Annotated in this window: 15 protein-coding genes, 1 tRNA gene and 1 pseudogene; 10 read left to right on the top strand and 7 right to left on the bottom strand. The window is 43.3% G+C overall.

The window, feature by feature from the left end; genetic code table 11:
- Positions 1 to 9 precede the first annotated feature (9 nt).
- A complete protein-coding gene (uidA, locus tag NYE74_RS24480; RefSeq protein WP_155620203.1) occupies positions 10 to 1,812 on the top strand; it encodes a beta-glucuronidase in 1,803 nt (600 codons plus the stop codon).
- A gap of 198 nt (positions 1,813 to 2,010) precedes the next feature.
- Here the strand turns inward: uidA and NYE74_RS24475 are convergent, their stop codons facing one another.
- The gene (locus tag NYE74_RS24475) at positions 2,011 to 3,093 is read right to left on the bottom strand and encodes a hypothetical protein (RefSeq protein WP_036624075.1); all 1,083 of its coding nucleotides are present in this window, start codon (positions 3,091 to 3,093) and stop codon (positions 2,011 to 2,013) included.
- An 825-nt stretch (positions 3,094 to 3,918) separates the two neighbouring features.
- Between NYE74_RS24475 and NYE74_RS24470 the strand changes: the two genes are divergently transcribed.
- Positions 3,919 to 4,296: a hypothetical protein gene (locus NYE74_RS24470; protein ID WP_124331548.1), complete on the top strand. Its 378-nt coding sequence runs from the start codon at positions 3,919 to 3,921 to the stop codon at positions 4,294 to 4,296.
- 74 nt (positions 4,297 to 4,370) lie between these two features.
- Here NYE74_RS24470 and NYE74_RS24465 read toward each other — a convergent pair whose 3' ends face one another.
- Positions 4,371 to 5,282, bottom strand: coding sequence for a hypothetical protein (locus NYE74_RS24465; protein WP_124331547.1), 912 nt, complete (start codon positions 5,280 to 5,282; stop codon positions 4,371 to 4,373).
- A 90-nt stretch (positions 5,283 to 5,372) separates the two neighbouring features.
- The gene (locus NYE74_RS24460) at positions 5,373 to 6,809 is read right to left on the bottom strand and encodes a hypothetical protein (protein WP_326047996.1); all 1,437 of its coding nucleotides are present in this window, start codon (positions 6,807 to 6,809) and stop codon (positions 5,373 to 5,375) included.
- A gap of 688 nt (positions 6,810 to 7,497) precedes the next feature.
- On the opposite strand from NYE74_RS24460, the gene NYE74_RS24455 reads away from it, so the two are divergent.
- Positions 7,498 to 7,585, top strand: a tRNA-Leu gene (locus NYE74_RS24455).
- Between the two features lie 2 nt (positions 7,586 to 7,587).
- On the opposite strand, the gene NYE74_RS24450 is transcribed toward NYE74_RS24455, so the two are convergent.
- A complete protein-coding gene (locus NYE74_RS24450) occupies positions 7,588 to 8,877 on the bottom strand; it encodes a tyrosine-type recombinase/integrase (RefSeq protein WP_082207862.1) in 1,290 nt (429 codons plus the stop codon).
- An 80-nt stretch (positions 8,878 to 8,957) separates the two neighbouring features.
- Positions 8,958 to 9,203, bottom strand: a complete 246-nt coding sequence (locus NYE74_RS24445; RefSeq protein WP_036624211.1) for a helix-turn-helix domain-containing protein — start codon at positions 9,201 to 9,203, stop codon at positions 8,958 to 8,960.
- Positions 9,204 to 9,915: 712 nt separating this feature from the next.
- Here NYE74_RS24445 and NYE74_RS24440 point away from each other — a divergent pair.
- Entirely contained in the window at positions 9,916 to 11,106 is a 1,191-nt protein-coding gene (locus NYE74_RS24440) for a M48 family metalloprotease (RefSeq protein WP_036624210.1), read from the top strand.
- A gap of 1,181 nt (positions 11,107 to 12,287) precedes the next feature.
- A complete protein-coding gene (gene ltrA, locus NYE74_RS24435) occupies positions 12,288 to 13,688 on the top strand; it encodes a group II intron reverse transcriptase/maturase (protein ID WP_036624208.1) in 1,401 nt (466 codons plus the stop codon).
- Positions 13,689 to 14,708: 1,020 nt separating this feature from the next.
- On the opposite strand, the gene NYE74_RS24430 is transcribed toward ltrA, so the two are convergent.
- Together NYE74_RS24430 and NYE74_RS24425 are read right to left on the bottom strand one after the other, a co-directional pair.
- Positions 14,709 to 14,909, bottom strand: coding sequence for a helix-turn-helix domain-containing protein (locus tag NYE74_RS24430; RefSeq protein WP_240751608.1), 201 nt, complete (start codon positions 14,907 to 14,909; stop codon positions 14,709 to 14,711).
- A 72-nt stretch (positions 14,910 to 14,981) separates the two neighbouring features.
- A complete protein-coding gene (locus NYE74_RS24425) occupies positions 14,982 to 15,362 on the bottom strand; it encodes a sigma-70 family RNA polymerase sigma factor (protein ID WP_036624205.1) in 381 nt (126 codons plus the stop codon).
- Between the two features lie 622 nt (positions 15,363 to 15,984).
- Between NYE74_RS24425 and NYE74_RS24420 the strand changes: the two genes are divergently transcribed.
- From NYE74_RS24420 to NYE74_RS24400, 5 genes and pseudogenes are all read left to right on the top strand, one after another.
- On the top strand, positions 15,985 to 16,188 hold the full coding sequence (locus NYE74_RS24420) for an AbrB/MazE/SpoVT family DNA-binding domain-containing protein (RefSeq protein WP_051985580.1): 204 nt from the start codon (positions 15,985 to 15,987) through the stop codon (positions 16,186 to 16,188).
- A 328-nt stretch (positions 16,189 to 16,516) separates the two neighbouring features.
- Positions 16,517 to 16,687 (top strand): annotated as a pseudogene (locus tag NYE74_RS33405) (SIMPL domain-containing protein); the annotation flags it as partial.
- 153 nt (positions 16,688 to 16,840) lie between these two features.
- Entirely contained in the window at positions 16,841 to 17,158 is a 318-nt protein-coding gene (locus NYE74_RS24410) for an SIMPL domain-containing protein (protein WP_051985578.1), read from the top strand.
- A 309-nt stretch (positions 17,159 to 17,467) separates the two neighbouring features.
- A complete protein-coding gene (locus tag NYE74_RS24405; protein ID WP_127463418.1) occupies positions 17,468 to 17,851 on the top strand; it encodes a hypothetical protein in 384 nt (127 codons plus the stop codon).
- Between the two features lie 14 nt (positions 17,852 to 17,865).
- Positions 17,866 to 18,438, top strand: coding sequence for a hypothetical protein (locus NYE74_RS24400; protein WP_036624204.1), 573 nt, complete (start codon positions 17,866 to 17,868; stop codon positions 18,436 to 18,438).
- The last annotated feature ends 221 nt before the right edge of the window (positions 18,439 to 18,659 follow it).

Below are 18,659 nucleotides of genomic sequence, written 5' to 3'. Positions count from 1 at the left end.
GGGATTTCCTTGCTTTACCCTATTGTAACCGCTTCCCGGTCGGTCATTGATTTAAGCGGAATATGGAATTTCAAACTCGATCCCGGCCGCGGATTCGCCGAGAAATGGCATGAACAGCCGCTCTCCGCTACGATCCCGATGGCGGTTCCTTCTTCGTACAACGACGCGGGCGTTAGCGCCGAGATTCGCCATCATGTCGGCTGGGTTTGGTACGAGCGGGAATTCGCCGTGCCGAGCGCGCTTTCCTCAGAGCGGATCGTTCTCCGCTTCGGTTCGGCCACGCATGAAGCGAAGGTGTACGTCAACGGCCGGCTGGCGGCCACGCATGTCGGCGGGTTTACGCCGTTCGAGGCGGAAATCAACGGACTTTTGGCCGCGGGGAAAAACCGGCTTACCGTTGCGGTCCATAACGTGCTGGATGAATCGACGCTGCCCGTCGGCAACTATACGGAGCAAGAGGTGGAAGGTCTCGGCAAAATCGTCCGCAATCGTCCGAATTTCGATTTCTTTAATTACGCGGGACTTCACCGGCCGGTCAAAATCTATACGACGCCTTGGGTCTACGTTCGGGATGTTGAAATCGTATCCGACCTGCGGCCGGACGGTTCCGCCGCGGTGCATTATAAGGCGGACATCGGCGGCGGGACGGCCGCAGCAAAGGTCAGTATCCTGGATGAGGACGGAGCCGTTGTCGCGGCGGGGGAAGGGGCGCAAGGCAGCCTGCTTGTCGCGGAAGCAAAGCTCTGGGAGCCGCTGCGCGCTTACTTGTACACGCTGAAAATCGAGCTGCGGCAAAACGGCGAGACGATCGACGAATACGAGCAGCCCTTCGGAATCCGCACCGTGGAGGTGAAAAAAGGCAAGTTCCTCATCAACGGAAAACCGTTTTATTTTAAAGGATTCGGCAAGCATGAGGATTCCCCGATTCACGGCAGAGGATTCAACGAGGCGGCCAATGTGATGGATTTTCGTTTGATGAAATGGATCGGCGCCAATTCGTTCCGTACGTCCCATTATCCGTATTCGGAAGAGCTTATGCGCTTGGCCGACCGGGAAGGATTCGTCGTCATCGACGAGGTGGCGGCCGTCGGCTTGCATTTGAACTTTATGGCGGTTCAATCGGGCGGCCCGAAACGGGACACATGGCGGGAAATCAAAACCCACGAGGCGCACCGGCAGGCGATCCGCGAATTGATCGCTAGGGATAAAAACCACGCATGCGTCGTGATGTGGTCGATCGCCAACGAACCGGCGACGGCGGAGGACGGGGCGTACGAGTATTTCGAACCGCTGTTCCGGCTGGCGAAGGAATGCGACCCCCAGCGCCGCCCGGTCACCGTGGTGACCTTGCAGGAAGGGAGCCCCGAGCACTGCAAAGTATCGGATTTGGCGGATGTTCTGTGCTTAAACCGCTATTACGGCTGGTATGTGGAGGGCGGGGAGTGGGAGCTGGCTAAAGCTAAGCTCCGCCAGGAATTCGCTGGTTGGCAAAAACGCTGCCCGGATAAACCGATCATCATGACGGAGTACGGCGCGGATACGATCGCCGGGTTCCACGATATCGACCCCGTCATGTTCACCGAAGAATTCCAGGTTGAGTTTTTGCGGGCAAATCATGAGGTTTTCGACGAGTGCGGCAATTTCGCCGGGGAACACGTCTGGAATTTCGCCGACTTCCATACCAGCCAAAATATTATTCGGGTTCAGGGCAACAAGAAAGGGGTCTTTACCCGCGACCGCAAACCGAAATCCGCCGCACACGAGTTGAGGAAGAGATGGCATTCGATTCCCGATTTTGATTATAAACCTTAATTTTTTTGGGGCGTTTATTAGTATTTTTATATAAGAAAAAAATAAGTAAAGGCGATCGAGACGGTTACCCTGTTCGATCGCCTTGTTTAACGCTATAATCATCTTCGAGCGCTTTGCTTGGGGGGGATGCATTTGTTGTTAAGCCGATTTGCCGTTTTTTACTTGGTAAGTCGATCATAAAAGAACTGATTAAAGAAGTTAGCTTAAAAACCATTTCAGTTCATAACGATTTGAATTCCCAAGAATAATATGTTCTTCTTGTTTAACGTTCACATAAATTTGCTCTAACACTTTATGAATTAGGCTTATTTCAGTAATAGAAAGGGATTTTACGCCTTGAATCATTTCATTGATTTTTTTAGTGTCTTTTCTCATAGTTTGCTTTATCATTTGATTTCGATAAATTAGAGCGGTTCTCTCAAGTTCTTGGTAAGTTTTAGCGATGTCCGGGTTCCTTATGATTCCTAGCGTCTCCATATATCTAATTCTGTCTATCATACATTTCTTATGTTCCCATAAAACATGAAAAAGTCTAAGGTCTATGCTAACCTTATTCTCGATTAATAGAAACAAGTACTCGACTACCTTATCGTAAACCGCTACACCTAAAGTTAAATTTTTGGCCCAACTTAAACTTTGATCGTCCCGTATTCGGGTATCTCTCGATGCCAAAAAGTCCTCTAATGAGTCTTTGACTTTAAGCAGATCAAATTGAAATTTTACATTTTGTTTAGGTTTGAGTAAAAGTACCTTCTCGTAATTATCGATGTTATAAATCGGCGGACTCGAATAAGCCTGATCGAATTCTTCAAAAGTGCACGTTGTAAACTTATACTTGCCCCCGAAATTGTCTGCAATCTTTATTGTTTGCATATTTGTGTCATAGCCATAAATCAGTAATTCATGTGCATGATCAGCTTGTTTATACCATTTAAGGTTGGAAGCCGAGAGGAATTTATGATTCACCTTCATATGAATATAGTATCCTGAATTAATACAATTCACGATAAACGAAATGGCATTGAAATTTCCCAGTACTTCTTTATTGATGATTTGCACGTCCAGAAAAGGACAATAGTAAGGTACCCACGTGATCCATTGTTGAAAGAAATCAAGCTTAAGATGTGAGCCCTCTGGGTGAGAAGATAATTGTATAAAGTTGCTTAACATCCAGGGCATAAATTCCTCACCTGTAGCAGACATAATCGCCAAAGGGTTGGCATAATAAGGGTAACAATTGATTCCCGGGTACTCTACCGGGAGTTTCCGTTCTAAACTCATTTTTCCATCCTCCCATTATTTACAGCACAGAACTTGTGAATATAATTACAAAGCGGTGAGCAATTGTCAAATTTGAACACAGTATCCTTTATTGTTGCTGCATTTGCTTTTTATTGATCTCATTTGTATATGCAAATTTTAAGAAACAATCTTAATAAAAAATCCCGAAAAAGCTTACCACCATCATTTTACTGGCAGTACATAGAAGTGGAATTGTGCAAAAAGTCAAAAGAAATAAACAATTGAACATAAAAATGTGCAGTATTTTAAGCATTAAGATGATTTTATGACTTATAATTTTATGCAAATGTAAATAATAATTATTGACTTATGGTTTGATTTGGAGTAAGTTTTTGTTTGTAAAGTATTGGAAGTTGGAATTTGAAGTTATTTTTGACAATGTTAAATGTGCAAATGTAATTTTTTGATTATGTAGCTCAAGTAAGGGCTTATTATTGTGACTTAGAGTTAATGCAGAAATTAGAGTATATTTCCCGAAAGAGGAAGGGCTGTTTTTCAGGTTTAAATATTGGAGGCAAAATGCTTAAATCAAAAAAATATACGACATTGGATTTCATAATTGTACCATTAAAAATATTACCGGTGCCAACTATTTATACTATTCTAATAACGATTCTAAATTCGTTTATACCTGCTTAGCTAATGTTATCAATACAGCGACGATCTTTCTAATAGTAAGACTGATTATTCGTCTATTTATTTCATTGGCCGGACTAAATAATATACATAGGGGAGTAACTTGTGCAAGATGGTCAGCACAGTCAACTTATAAATACGGATGGTGAATAGAATATAAAAATATATATGAATCCCAGAGAAAATGGTATGTTGTTGTCATTGAAGGAGGCGATTCCGCTTGTAATTCGATTGCTGGAACCAGACGGTGAAATGCTTTGCTTGGTAAAACCTTTGTTTGAGGTTGCGGATCCGCAAATCCGTAGAACTGGGATAATAGACAATCCCGGAATATATCGACAAATTCTCAAAGAGCTTGTCGGTTTTACAGAAAGCATCGGGCTTCGCGTTTTGGGTATCACGAACAGCCCGGTTACTGGGAATAAAGGAACGAAGGAATTTTTTCTATGGCTCGGTCAGGGCGGACCCTTTGCAGGTAGAGATATCCACAAAGACATCGATGTTGCTGTTAGCGAGGCTGCCAAACTAAAAGCATATAGTAAATAAGAATATGATTTCGCCTGCGATCGAGTATAAAACCGGCCCGCAAATGCTGTATAAGCCATTTGCGGGCCGGTTTCTCATATCTGCTTTCCGAGGATAAGCGCGAAGTACTCTATATTTCTTGTTAAAAAGTCTTTGTTCTCAAAGGCTGTATTCTGGAACTTGCTGTTCATATCTTCTAAGAACGTTGCCATATCTGAGGTGTCGGCGCCTGCAAACCGATTGTCGATTTTCGTGTTGTTCAAAACCGAATTCAAATGGTTGTTTTCAGCGCGGTAGCTGTTCGACCATTGCGGATTCTTCGCCAGCTTCTGATTAAATTCCCGCAGAATTTCCGCAAAGCCCGCGCCGCTGCCGCCATTCACCGCATCTTTGAGAATCTCGGCTATTTTATTGGCGGATTCCGGATCATATTTTTTCATCAAGGAGTCGATATTGACATAATCATCAGGCGCTCCTTCAGGCTTGCGGGGGATATCGATATAGCTTGCCTGGCCGGTCTTTGGATCGACCGTTCTCGTTTTGGCATATGCGGCGATCTTATCCATAGTGGCAAGGAACTCGGCCGCTTCGCCCTTTGTCATGTAATTGTCCGCGATAAATTTCGCCTGAGACAGACCGCTCTCAAGCAGCGCCGCCCGTTTGCTTTCATCCGCGACGGAGCCGTCCGGAACAAAGTTGGAGCTAATTAAGTAGTTTACGGCTTCTTCCACTTCCGGCGCTTTTCCTTTAAGCAATTGCTCTAAGGAAGTATCAATTTCAGCAGTAAAAAACGGCCTTATCGAATGGTGCTTAATCGCGCCTACAGGCAATTCGCGACTGCTAACCCCTTCAGCCAGCCGCTTGGCCGCCTCGCTGATTTCCACGCTGTCGTGCCCCGGCAGGGCGAAGCCCGTTTCCAGTTTCAATTCGTTGTTCGCTTGGTTGTTATCCCGATTTTGAGTGTAGAGTCTAGGAAGCGATGAGATCGCATTACTTTCGATTTTCATGTTATACCTCCTTGTACAACCCCATAAAAAAATATGCCGATATACATAAATATATCGGCATATTTTCCCATACTTTTAACTTAATCTCATTTATCCTCCGTAGATGCTGTACGCAAAATGATAAACTTCTTGCTGAGCATTAACGTCGATATTGTCGGCTACCGCCGCGATTACTCCGCATATATCGTAATAATGGGTGAAGCTGATCGGACCGGGCAAATAATTGCTGATGCTTCCCGTCGAGGGCGGTAAACTCAGGGTTACGGAAAACTCTCCGGCGCTGTTGGTATTCGCGTACCCGACTCTCGTGCGGTTACCGCTGGATTCGGACCAATACGGATTTTCCCAAAGGACGATGACGCTTGTGTTCGCAACCGGAACATTATCCGCAGTGGAAACCTTGCCGTTCACCGTAAATGTTCGTCCGGTGATTCTATATTTTTTTCCGTAATAATAAGATGGATAATCGTTAGGTCCGCCGTCCGAGTTGAATCCGGTAATCTGAATTTTTTCGGCTCGCAATACGGGCGTCAGGGCCAAAGTATAATTGGTAGTTTCAGAGTATGTCCCTGTGGTATAAACGCGGAGATAATATGAGCCGGTGCCTAGCGGTACGTTATTGTTGGCCGGCGTGATTAACTGCAGCCGGTTGTCGCTCAGCACCGCATAGACCTCCGCTTTATAACCTTTCGCGGCAGAAGCGCTGTCTAAAGTGATATTCATGGCATCATAATTCCGGCTGCTTGGCACGGTCAGTACATACCAGTCGTTATCAACGATGGAGTTAAGCGAACGGCTGGAGAGATAGGACCCGCCCGTATTTACCGTGATCCCATAAGCATGAAAAGCATTTTCGTCCGTTTCGAAGCTGTCGTACACCCTACTTATAGCAACGGTCAGATAAAACGGATCATTGATGCTGCCGCCCTTTTTGGCGTGAACTTCAAGCAAATAAGCTTTTTCCGACGCAGAAGCGTTGTTTACTCCGACATTTTCCGAAATGGTGGATCTTCCGTAACTATAATTGTTAAAATAGGTGCCGTAGATGGAGTAGTCGATTAGAGCAACCGGGGTATTTGTAGACGCATCGAGTTCATATAAATACAGATCATAGTCCAGCTGCTCCGAGCGGGGAAGGTCGAGCTGGGCCTGCAATATTTCGCCGGCTTGTACATAAATGGGGTATAAGTACGCGGACTCCCCTTCCCTGGCCAATACCCCCGTGTAAGTGGCATAAGTGGCCGTTGTGGCGGAAACGGTGCTTGTTTTAGCAAGTGTACGGGCGGCATGTGAGGCTATGCGTTGAGAACTTTCAATACTATCCAAATCACTGACAATTTTATGCTGATTGGCTTCGCTAACGTCAACCCCTGGTTCGGCCTTAACAAGATGGTCAATAACATCAGGTTGATTCGCGGTTTCGGTTCCGGTTCCGGGTTCGGGTTCGGCGGCAAATACAGTGAGATTAAACGCAAGCAACAACACGAGGCTTAAAATCATGACCATAGACATCCTAGCAGCCTTCATGATTATAACTCCTTTCGTAATAAGGAAATGTGGAGGAGTTCAAGTTCTAAAGCAGGTGACGGCTTTCTACTTTAGGCCTCCTAACCTGTCCGTTTGTGCTTCATCCGTTGAACTGCCTGCCCGTAGCCGATGAAGTTCACGGTTGTTTAATCTACTGTTTTCACAGGTACTACTATCTATTAAAGCGCTTTTATTAATAGAAAATCAAGGAAATTTATAGAAAAATTTAGGATTTTGTTAGAATCAGGTTTCACCGCCCCGGCAATACATCGAGAATTGTGTTCACGACCAGTTCCGGCTGCGCTCATCGACGGATTGGTCGTGCATAGAATCATGCAGCCCATGCAGCCGGACCGGCTGCCGGCGGAAAGGCTGGAAAAAATCCTGGAATCTTATTTGGCGGGTTTATGTGCTTAACCACTTTTGAACTGCTGCTGCGGGTGTGAATTTTTTGTTGACTCTTCTGGAGATGCATGATATTATAAATTTCGTTGCTGCAAAACAATGCATCGACGAAACACGCGGTCGTGGCGGAATTGGCAGACGCGCACGGTTCAGGTTCTAGTGCGGATGTCAAGGATTTGCCCTCAAAAACCTTGGTGTTATGCGGTTTTTCGTAAGTAGTGGTTTCAAGTTCTCTCCTGTAGTTCTCTCCTTTTTCTGAGGAGCGATCGGAGAGGTAAAAAATGCGGTCGTGGCGGAATTGGCAGACGCGCACGGTTCAGGTCCGTGTGGGCTAACCCCCCGTGGAGGTTCGAGTCCTCTCGACCGCACCAATCTAACAATTAACGAGCTCTTGAGCTTCCTCTTGTGGAGATTCAGGAGCTTTTTGCATACTTGGAATTTGCAAAGTATTACTCATCACTTGAGCTGAAGAAAGCTTTGAGCTGTATTCAAGATGAACATAAATATTGGCGGTAGTGGAATAATGGCTATGCCCTAACCATGCCTGAATTTCCTTTAAGCTGACACCGTTCGCAAGCAGTAAGCTGGCGCAACTGTGCCGAAGATCGTGAAACCGAATCCGCCGTAAATTATGCTTTTTCAGGACGAGCGGAAAATGTTGAGTAATGTAACCCGGCTTAATTCGCTCTCCCAACTTATTGACGTAAATATAGTCCTGATATTGGTTGCTGTAAGAGTCCTTGTACATAGCCTGATTCACTTGCTGCTCTTCAAGCAGTCGCAGTAGCAACTCTAGGAAGACAGGAACGAGCGGCAAAGTACGATAACTCGATTTGTTCTTGGCCCGGTCCTTTTCCACTATAATTTGTTTGCCCTGATACGACACAGGGATAACTGTGTGCTTAATGGTAATCGTCTTGTGTTGAAAGTTGATGGCGCCCCATTTAAGTCCAACAATTTCACTTCGCCGCAGCCCGTAAAAAGCTGCCAGAATGACAGCCAACTCAACCGGATCGCCTTTCACGACTTCGAACAAATCGTTTAGTTCATCGCTCGTGTAGTAGCTTCCGATAAATTGGTTTTTCTTGAGCCGCTTGACTTTGTCTGCTGGATTCGAAGGAATCATGTCCAATTCAAAAGCATGCTGCAAGGCCTGTCTGATGTTGGCATGATAATGCAGTACAGTGTTTGTAGTCAGCCCAAATTCTTTCAAGACATACTGATAAAAATCGTGAAGGTGTTTGGGTTGCAGTTCCTTCAGATAAATTCCTTTTTCCCGGAAGTACGGGACGATCCTGGTGTTAACTGCAAAACTATAAGCCGAATGGGTGGTGATTTCAACTTGGTATTTCATCATTTCAAGCCATTCCACCATGAAGTCGGCGAATAAAACGTTGTCCTCTTCCATTTTTTCGTTTTCTTGGAGTTCCAATGTCTCCTCGATTTTTTCTTCAGCAACCAGCTCTTCCGCATTCTCCAGGACAGCTTCTGAGGGGGGCACAAAATTCTTGCGCGCCTCTAGCAACATGCTTTCCGCTTTTTTCTTGTTGCCTTTTACCGGAAGCTTGGTGGGAATCCATTTGCTTTTTCGTTTTCCGCCATCTTTGTAGTTCAGAACGATATAAAAAAGCCCCTTCTTTTCCTGTAGGTGGCCTGCTACCATATTTGAAGATATCCCTCCTTGGTTAGCAGCCCGATCTCCTACCATTGACACTATTAGCATATCATAGTGCTGAGATTGGTTCAATGCACTAAAGCGTCGCAGTGAATAGTAAGAGAATCGGTCATAATGCTGTGAAGGTAGGAGATGATGTTGGCTTTGGGGATTTTGTAAGCTCTGCCGATTCTAAAATGTTTGATTTTGTTTTCTTGCAGGAGCTTGTAAGCCGATTTGGTGCTAATGCCGCCTAGCATCTCGCAAAGTTGCGGAACATTGACGACATCGGGGTAATTTTGAAACATCAGTTTGAAAAGCTCAGGCGGGCACATACTAATAATCTCCTCTCTTAAATAAATTTTTTTATGTAGGAAGAAGGAGAAATGAGAGTAACAGAGAAATCATGTGGAAAAGGGAATGAATGCCTGTTTCAAGCTACAGGTGGCAAGCCTGCATCATAACTTCGGTTTTCCGAAGCTCCCCCTCATCCGAGCGGGCTGCCCCCAATACCGTGACGTTGGCCAGGCAGAAGTATCATTATCCCTCATGCCAGTTATCGCGATTCAACCCGCCACAGATTGATTTCAGCCGGTAGTTGGTCGCTCGTGTTAGAAACAGTCATGGCGCTACCGCTTCGTCGCTTCCGCTATTTACGGAGGCCGAGGAACGTACTTGAAATAGGCAGTATGAATTTGTCAAGGAACGTGATTTTAGAGAATGAACACAGGGAAGATCATCAATGATCTTCTACATACTTAAATGGGGTTTCCCGTCAAAAAAGCAACCAATGGTTGTACGATTATATGAGTTAAATAGCGAAAGTGCCTTTTTATGTTGGATGGACTACATGATAATGAAGGAGAGATCAGTATAAGCGGCAGGGAGACTGCGGAAAGATCATTTCAAATTCCAAGTAGTGATTTTAAAGATTTATGTCGTTTTTAGAATAGTTGACTTTTGATTATTTTGAAGTTCAGATTCCTTTCGAAGAACGAGCTTTAGAAAAGTAGAATACAATTGGGTACAACATGTGAGGGAAAGAGAATGGGAGTCATTTATTCCATTAGTTTTATGTTTGGCAACCTATTTGCTTATGCTCGATTACTTTCATTAGCAAAACTAGTTGTTCAAAAAAGGGATATCCAGCATTTATATTCATTTTTACTTATTCTATTATCGCATCTGGTCCCCGCAATAATTGTTGTAATGTTTTTTCAATCGAACGTGTCGATTTTTTATCATCTAATCATGATAGCTGCTTTAGTAATGACAGGAAATAGGTGGACAAAAATATGGTCTGAAGTGTTAGATAAGTTTGAAGAACAACTCGATCTCAATGAAAGCGAACCGCCCTTCAACCACACAAATATTAATCAAAGGTCAATTAAAGAGCAATTTATTTCGAGATTTAAGAAGCAGTTGATTTTATTCATTAACCGTATTTTAATCGTACTTTTTAAGCGCAAACTATTGATTGAAAAGTTGATGTCGGAAACTCTACTATTCCCTCCAAACAAACGAGTAGTAAAAATTTTTATGGATACCCAAGAACAGTTGGGGATGCACGGTATAGAGCTTTTTATAACAATTAGTAGTCGATCGCCAGGTTATGCATATTTAAAACCATGGTTCCGTAAAGGAAGGAACGCTGTTGTTTTAACGACTGAAGCTTGTGAAGAATTCTCAGATGAAGAGTTGAAAGCTTTAATTGCTCATGAATTGATACATATTAAGTATAAGGATTATGATTTTAAAAGTACTTTGTTTTCTACGAGTACAATTTTTTTGTTTATCGCTGGGATGCTCACTTATGTATATATCGTAGGCATTATTAGTGCGTACTTAGTCTATGTAGCACTTGTTTTGGTTTTAGCAATCCCTGTTATGATGATTGTTTTTTTGGGTATGTTAATTTACTTGCTGTACGCCAAACATGGATATTGGTATCAGATTCGAGAAATGCGTGCAGATAGAAAAGCATGTGAGTTAATTCCTGAAATCAGATTAGGGTTGATAAAGCTGCTTAAAAGAATGCAGAATGAAAATATGGAGACAAATATACCTTGGTATAGGAAGCTTCCGGAAAGATATAGCAGGTGGCATACACACCCTAGTTTAGACTACAGGATTCACTTACTTCAGAATTATAAGAAATGGTCATATAAAGAATATATAAGGCATTTCTTTCAGACATTAAAATGGGCAATTACTGGAAAAGGATGGAGTGGGGATTAATTGCTTATTGCAACGATGAGACTTAAAATGTCAATGCAAGAGTCGATTCCAAAATACAATTAGTAGCTCCATGGTATTTGGGTGGGGGAAAACTAATGATAGTCAGACTTCCCTCGATCCTTGGCAAATCGCTTATATATGGCCTACCTTTTTAATTTTCCTACCGGTTCCAGAATCCAATAACCGGACACCCCCTTCTCCAGTATTAAATTAGACTCGCTTCAATTCTCGACCGCACACCAACACCATCGGAAGAAAACGCCCACTTCTTCGGAAATACGATAACTAATAATAGATTTCTTGAATTTTATTATTGGGATGCTATAAACGATAGAATACAACAGATTGGTTTACGTGCTTATATTACCATATTTTCTGAAAATGGATTTATATGGATGAATTTTGAATAAATTTATTTAGGATTTGTTTATTTTCTTAGTTTTTGTAATAGTCGATCTAAAATGAAACCAACAAGATACCAGAAAACTAATGTGGTGAGATAAACTACCGTTATTGGAATATCTACTTTTCGTACAAAAAGAGAGGATTCGTATAACCAGACCAACGGACTAAATATGGCAAATAGTATGTTGTAGTCATCATTTCCCGAAATATTTACAATTATAATGAAAAATGAAATTAAAACTAACCAAAATCGAAATGATTTCATTAAAAAACGAAAGGGCTTCATAATTTATACCTCCAATTTACAAAAGCTCATCGTTTCCAAATGCAAACGATGAGCTTTTTTGGGTGTGCGCCCGGCATGGGCGATAACTCGGCGGTGAAAGTCCGCTACAGGCTTGGCAGTAGGAACTGCTAGCTGAAGGCAAGGGTGTCCGCCGCGAGGCGGAATCTGAAGGAAGCCGGAGGCAAACCCTCGGTCTGACGAACAGAAATCACATAGAAGGCATCATGGGACGGACGAGCTTGCACTACAAAGCAAAGTCCAATACTGCCCGAATCCCATGGTGTAAATGTGGCAGATAGATGAGGGGAAAGTTATCGCTCTTACCCGGGGAGGTCTCACAGACGACAAGTAGGAAAAAAAAAAATCCGAAAGACGGAGTAAAGCTTGCTGTGAGAAGTCAGCAGAGGCCATAGTACCCGGAAGGTTTTTTTTCGGGGAAGGGCCGAACAATCGTAAGTCTCGAGTACATACCGAAAGGAGAGTCGACGCGATGAAAGCAGAATACCGAAAGGGCTACCTGCAAAGGGATAGCGTGGAACGCGAAGAGCATGCGGGAGTGCGGAGCGCCGGCATTCGGGAACGTAAAGAAAGAGGCGGTGCAACAGACCTGCTGGAGCAGATTCTGGACAGAGACAATTTGAACAGAGCCTACAAGCAGGTCAAACGCAACCATGGAGCGCCAGGAATCGACGGAATGACCGTAGAAGACGCGCTACCATGGCTGCAGGAACATAGAGACGAGCTGTTGCAAAAGATCCGGGAAGGCAGATACAAGCCCAGCCCGGTACGGCGCAAGGAAATTCCCAAAGCGGATGGAAGCGGAGTACGGAAGCTTGGAATACCCACGGTCGTGGACCGAGTGATTCAGCAGGCAGTCGCCCAGCAGCTCCAGCCCCTGTTCGAGCCGCTCTTCTCGGAGGAAAGCTATGGCTACCGCCCCGGTCGGAGCGCACAACAGGCCATTCGTAAGGTGAAAGATTATGCAGAACAGGGATACGGTTACGCAGTAGAAATCGACCTCTCCAAATACTTCGACACGCTGAATCATGAGCTGCTTATGCATCTTTTGCGCAAACAAATTCAGGACAGGCGCGTAACCGAGCTGATTAAGAGATATCTGAAAAGTGGGGTTATGGAGAACGGGGTGCACTGCAAAACAGAAGAAGGTTCCCCTCAGGGAGGCCCCCTGTCGCCGCTTCTGGCGAACATCTACCTGAACGAATTTGACCAAGAGATGAAAGGCCGCGGAGTGAACGTCATCCGCTATGCAGACGATATTGTGGTGCTTGCCAAAAGCAAACGGGCAGCGGTGCGGCTACTGGAATCCTGCGGGAAGTACCTCGAGACCAAACTGAGACTCCAGATAAATACGCAGAAAAGCAAGGTCGTTAGCGTAGTGGCCCGAAAGCACTTCAAATTTCTCGGCTTTGCCCTGGGAAAGAACAAGAATGGTGTGTACATCCGTGCCCATGGACAATCCCTCGCAAAAGCGAAGAAGAAGTTGAAAGAACTCACGAGTCGCAGCCAGGGCAGAAATGTTCGCCAAGTCATGGAAAAGGTGAAAGTCTACATTCGGGGATGGATTGGTTACTACTATGTGGCCGACATGAAACGGATCTTGCAAAGCTGGAGCGAATGGTTGCGAAGACGACTGCGGATGTACATCTGGAAACAGTGGAAAAAGCCGCGAACAAAAGCACAAAACCTGCGGAAGCTGGGGATACCGGAATGGCAGGCTTACCAGTGGGGCAATTCCCGTCTCGGGTACTGGCGCATCGCCGGAAGTCCAGTGTTGTCTCGTTCTATAACAAACAAAAAGCTCGTACAGGCAGGATATTATGACTTTCCTGCGCAATACGAGCGTCTACGTAAATTGCACTTATGCGGTTGAACCGCCGTATACCGAACGGTACGTACGGTGGTGTGAGAGGTCGGCTACTCATCTAATGAATAGCCTCCTACTCGATTAATGGATGGTGAAGGTAATACTGCAATGTAATGTATTCCTATTCCAGATAAGTAGTCAAGGCATGATACGGTGTCATTTTAACAGCACTTCTAAGAAGCTCTGTGGCTTTTTTTTCATTCATAAGGTGTTGCATGGGAGAAAGGGCCTGAATTAGTTCAGTCTTTAATTCTTTCAACTGAACAGGTTTATTGTCTAGGTGGATCAGAACATGCTTTTTTAAAACGGTTTTAATTGCAGTCACTTGATCAGGAGTTAATTCGTTTGCAATAATCCAATCCCAGAGCCGATACTCTTCTGGCTCAAGTACAATTTGCCGGAACAGTTGTAAGTATAATTCCAGTCGCTCAACCTTTTTTCTAAGGCCTCAACTTTTTTTTCCATAGTTTCACTCATGTTGTTTAACCTCTCAATTATAAGAAAATTAATACTAAGACATTAGCGATCCTATTAGCGACAGAACTATTGATTGATCCACAGGTAACACTTATTATAGCTTGTACAATTGCGTTTTGTACAGTTCCTTCGAGAGCATCACCTAGACTTGCTACAAAGTCTAATTCATCCGCAATTTCCCCGACAGCTTTATCAACAAGCATCTTTTAATTTTGTGATAGTAATTAGTTACGCAATGAGTTAAAAAATCGAACGCTTATAACCATCATAAAAAAGAAAGGGGAAGCATAGGGGCTCCCCCTTTTCGACCAAGACGATAAAACTGATAATCTCCATAGGCTGCAATATCTATTTTTCGCTAGGTTGCCGCAATGAAGTCAACTGAAAATAGCAATTGTTTTAAATTTTAAAAGGAAAAATTGGGGGTGAGGATTCTTTTCGACTCCCTAATTTCAAGGGACCGCATTTATTTCACAAAAGCCTACTTGCAGGTGAAAAAAAGTATATAAAAACAAGCTCCGATTACTTATACAGCGCTTATTTATTATTTTAATGATAATACCGATTGAGATCGAAACGACGAACAGCAAGAATGAACTCCAGAATTAATTGTTGCTTGCAATCTTCATTAAGTCTCCCATTTTGTCTCGAGTATTTATTAATTAGCGGCTCGTAACGATGAATAAGTTCGGCTTCAGCCTGTGTATCACCGTTTTGAGCGAGTTGAATCAGATCTATAACTTCACGCATAAGCAATGCCCTCCTTTGATTAATGTTTTCATCACAATTAAAGAAGGAGGAGCACGCATGCGACAGTAAAAATTATGATTGAACCTCCAGGTGACTTTTAAGCTTCACCAATACATTCGATTTTGATTTAGTGATGGCCTGTCTCGTAACACCAATAAATTGAGCGACTTCTTTATCTGTTTTGTCCTGAAAAAATTTCAGATATAGCACCTTTTTTTCTGAGGAGCTCAAAGACTCAATGGCTTGTGAGAGTGCTGCATAATCTTCAAAAGTTATTGTAGTACTTGTCCGGATGTTAATGGCGATCTTTGGCTCACATTCATCAAACGGTACAAGAACAGAATCTCGATATAGCTTCTTGAAATAATCCCTGCTAGCGTGTTTAAGACATACTTTAATATAGTTGCTAAACCCTTTTTCAACTGCTTCACAAGCCCCAAGTTTTGAGCCCATTTGTACCTCTCCTTTCATTTGTCTCTTATTTGGTAAATAGGAACTAGGTGGCAAAAAGGCAACTCAAAAGACATAAAAATATCCCTCAGAACAACTAGAGACCATATTTGAGTTTGATCTCTAGAAATTGGAGGGATATATTATAGCTAAACTATGCGATTCTTTTATATGAAAAGTTATGTACTGTTCGAGTACACGCAGTTGAAGATCTGAATGCAGGAAGGACACCACAAACAACGAACCTGCCCTTCGTCAGTAAATACGTGTCCTAAAGGTGATTCAAATTCCGCTACCAATGGTACTTGACGACCCTGATTACTTTTTTTAGAATAACAAATAATCTCTGGTTTTCCAACTGCTTGGTAGGTCTTTATATCTATAATGAATCAAGACTCCAGAATTTGATGGTGGTGTTATTGATCTGTCTTATATGCCTTACTCCGACGCACTAACAGCGGAAGAAAAGCAAATGGATGGAGAAAAATAAAATGAAATTGAATTCCGGTTCTGAATGAAATTCCTTTGTATGAAGCTACAAAATCCCTTTTATTCATGATTCAGTATATAATAAGATAAAATATACAAAGGTTAGGAATATGAAGAAATATTTGGGGGATAACTCATGAAAAGTACAGGGATTGTTCGGACGATAGATGAGTTGGGGCGTGTCGTGTTGCCCATTGAATTAAGGCGATTGTTGGAAATCGAAGAAAAGGACCCTATGGAGATTTTCGTTGATCATGATGCTAAGCAGATTATGTTTCGCAAGTATCAGGGACAAACATGCATATTCTGTCAAATCCTCAATCTGCATGCCCATGAATGACGAACATCGGAAAGCCGTATGAGGGAAAACCTCACGTACGGTTTGATGGGGGCAGAAAATCATATGCCCTTTACTCTTGCGGAAAATCAGTGGGCCAATCCATTTTTTGGAGCTAGCGAGGGCTTACATCCCGGATCAGTAGTATGTCGTTAACGATCGAGCTTATTTAACCGAAAAGACGGGATTTCAATTTCTAACAGTTGAATTCACGCTTGTTTGGGTGAAAAAGGCTAGAATTAATTTATTCGCCGATTATTCTTATTTGCTGAAACATTTGTCCGTGGAGCGTGTTTAGTAGTTAAATTCAACCAACGCCCCCGAGAGCAGTATTAATACTAACGTTGTCAGCGTTCAAGGAAAAGGCGAGATTACCGTGAAGCCGGATGTGGCTTATTTGTCCATCGGCGTCGTCACCAAAGCGAAAACAGCCCAGGAAGCGAAGAAATCGAACAGCGAGAAAGCGGCCAAACTGACCAAACTGCTCAAGGAAACTTGTGGCATTAATAAAAAAATATCTAAGCCAGTCAATTCTCGGTCCGCCCCGATTATACGTATAACGATAAAACGGGAGCGGAATCCATCAGCGGGTATATGGCCTGTTATTCGCTGGATGTGACCTACCGCAACCTGGATAAGGTAGGAGAGCTCCTGGATGCGACTTCCGCTGCCGGGGGCCAATCAAATCGAAGACATCCGCTTTGGCACCGAGAAACCGGATCAATACGAAGAGGAAGTCATCCAAAAAGCAATGGCCGATGCGGGCCGGAAAGCGGGCATCCTTGTCAAAGCGGTTGGCCTCACCTTGGGTCAGGCGGTAAGCATCAACATGGAGAACGCCAGCATGCCGAGCATTTCGGTGCAGTACAAGACGGTTAACGAGGCTGCCATGGACAGTGCGGGAAGTGCCCACGTAGAAGCAGGAGAAATCGAAGTGCAAGCAATGATCAACGTGGTTTATGAGATGAAGTAACTATCAATATTTATAGTTGCCGACCTATGAGCGACTAAAAGGTAAAGTTCGCCCAAACTGTGAAATGATGAGGGTTAATTCTTACAATGTTTAAGTGATAGACGGTTAAAGTTGTCAGGCATTCATTAATCCAATTTTGGAAAACAGGACTTGAATTGGGTATACTTCCCTTTTATAATTATACTGTACCAATTGCTGGTGGTGGAAACTAAATAAGGGTAGTTGGAGGTGTCTTTGGGAGGGAATAAAGTTTTTAAATAGTGCCAAGCCACTAGTGATGCTAAGTAAATAGGAAAGGGGACAGGACAAATGAGGGGACTACGGAAACGATTAACTGCAATTTCAATACTCGCATTAATCTTAAGTTTTTCATTTGTGTCAAATGCAAGTGCTTGGTTGGAATATAGCGCCGGTATTAGTTATGGTTGTAGTCGGGACTATGTTCAGGGTGCTGTATCAGCGGATGACGGCCCAGGAGACCCAGTTTATGTATATACTCGCGTCTATTTTGAATTTTATCAGGACGGTGAATTTGTAGGCTCAAAAGAAGATGATGGTTATCCGGCATCTGGAGCCAAAACGGCATATTGCACGCACCCTAGTTCGTCAAGTTACTGGATGCCGTACAATATCTACCGTGAGACGGATTCAGGTGAAGGTGACGATTTCGGCGGTAATGAATACTGGCCATAAGGAGATGATTTCCAATGAAAGCTAAAAAAATAATAGCCTTGCTTTCCACAGTTTCTATATTGGCAATCGGTTTTGCATCCTACTCATTTGCAAGCAATGATCAAGAACAGGTGGAAATAAATGATCAGAAACCTTATACCGATATTAAACCACAGTTACTGGATGAAAAAGCAGAAGTTCGCGATCACAAACCTTTTACTGAAGTCACAAAACCGGAAGTATTGGATTTTTTGAACAAGAGTTGGGAAAAGGGAAAGAACAAGTTAATAGAGATTAAAGGTGAAAAGATTAAAGATTGGAAATTAATAAATGTTGGTGATGTCGATATTGAATTTGTCAAAAATCTTAGTAAAGAAGAAGCCAGCTCATTTAATAAGGCTTTTTTCAGTGAAGAGAGAAAGAACTCTTTGCAAGTTGGTGATCGTTTTCCAGCCCTTCTCTTAAGCAACTCCTCTGATGAAGCCATACTATTTTGGGAACGTAAAAATGGCAATATTGTTTATATTGAATTGTCCAAATCAACCGGTACCAAAAGTGTCAACGGAACAGGCAGTTGGTCTAATGGAACGGCCACAGAACTCCGATAATTTTCTGATAAAAAGATGCTGCTAAAGAAATAGTCAGTTGTGGCTATTTCGGTACAGTTAATTAGTTAAAACCACCCGCATAGGGTGGTTTAGTTTTTTATTTTAGGCCACGGTCGAAGGTCTGATGAAAAATGATAACGGAGTTTTGCAGAGACAGCTAAGCGTCACCTCCAACGAGAAGGTAAAAAACATCATCGCAGAAGGGAATTTTGTTACAAAAA

This window comes from Paenibacillus sp. FSL P4-0127, from assembly GCF_038007325.1.
Classification (GTDB): Bacteria; Bacillota; Bacilli; order Paenibacillales; family Paenibacillaceae; genus Fontibacillus; species Fontibacillus macerans.
Note: the sequence above shows the minus strand (reverse complement) of the source record. Positions and strands in the feature narration are given on the sequence as shown.

Excerpts from the sequence above, each read along its gene's own strand:
- NYE74_RS24410 (WP_051985578.1), top strand. The coding sequence starts at position 16,841 with ATGCGACTTCCGCTGCCGGGGGCCAATCAAATCGAAGACATCCGCTTT.
- NYE74_RS24430 (WP_240751608.1), bottom strand. The coding sequence starts at position 14,909 with ATGCGTGAAGTTATAGATCTGATTCAACTCGCTCAAAACGGTGATACA.
- NYE74_RS24425 (WP_036624205.1), bottom strand. The coding sequence starts at position 15,362 with ATGGGCTCAAAACTTGGGGCTTGTGAAGCAGTTGAAAAAGGGTTTAGC.
- NYE74_RS24475 (WP_036624075.1), bottom strand. The coding sequence starts at position 3,093 with ATGAGTTTAGAACGGAAACTCCCGGTAGAGTACCCGGGAATCAATTGT.
- NYE74_RS24400 (WP_036624204.1), top strand. The coding sequence starts at position 17,866 with ATGAAAGCTAAAAAAATAATAGCCTTGCTTTCCACAGTTTCTATATTG.
- NYE74_RS24465 (WP_124331547.1), bottom strand. The coding sequence starts at position 5,282 with ATGAAAATCGAAAGTAATGCGATCTCATCGCTTCCTAGACTCTACACT.
- NYE74_RS24420 (WP_051985580.1), top strand. The coding sequence starts at position 15,985 with ATGAAAAGTACAGGGATTGTTCGGACGATAGATGAGTTGGGGCGTGTC.
- ltrA (WP_036624208.1), top strand. The coding sequence starts at position 12,288 with ATGAAAGCAGAATACCGAAAGGGCTACCTGCAAAGGGATAGCGTGGAA.
- NYE74_RS24405 (WP_127463418.1), top strand. The coding sequence starts at position 17,468 with ATGAGGGGACTACGGAAACGATTAACTGCAATTTCAATACTCGCATTA.
- NYE74_RS24460 (WP_326047996.1), bottom strand. The coding sequence starts at position 6,809 with ATGAAGGCTGCTAGGATGTCTATGGTCATGATTTTAAGCCTCGTGTTG.
- NYE74_RS24470 (WP_124331548.1), top strand. The coding sequence starts at position 3,919 with ATGAATCCCAGAGAAAATGGTATGTTGTTGTCATTGAAGGAGGCGATT.
- NYE74_RS24450 (WP_082207862.1), bottom strand. The coding sequence starts at position 8,877 with ATGGTAGCAGGCCACCTACAGGAAAAGAAGGGGCTTTTTTATATCGTT.
- NYE74_RS24445 (WP_036624211.1), bottom strand. The coding sequence starts at position 9,203 with ATGTGCCCGCCTGAGCTTTTCAAACTGATGTTTCAAAATTACCCCGAT.
- NYE74_RS24440 (WP_036624210.1), top strand. The coding sequence starts at position 9,916 with ATGGGAGTCATTTATTCCATTAGTTTTATGTTTGGCAACCTATTTGCT.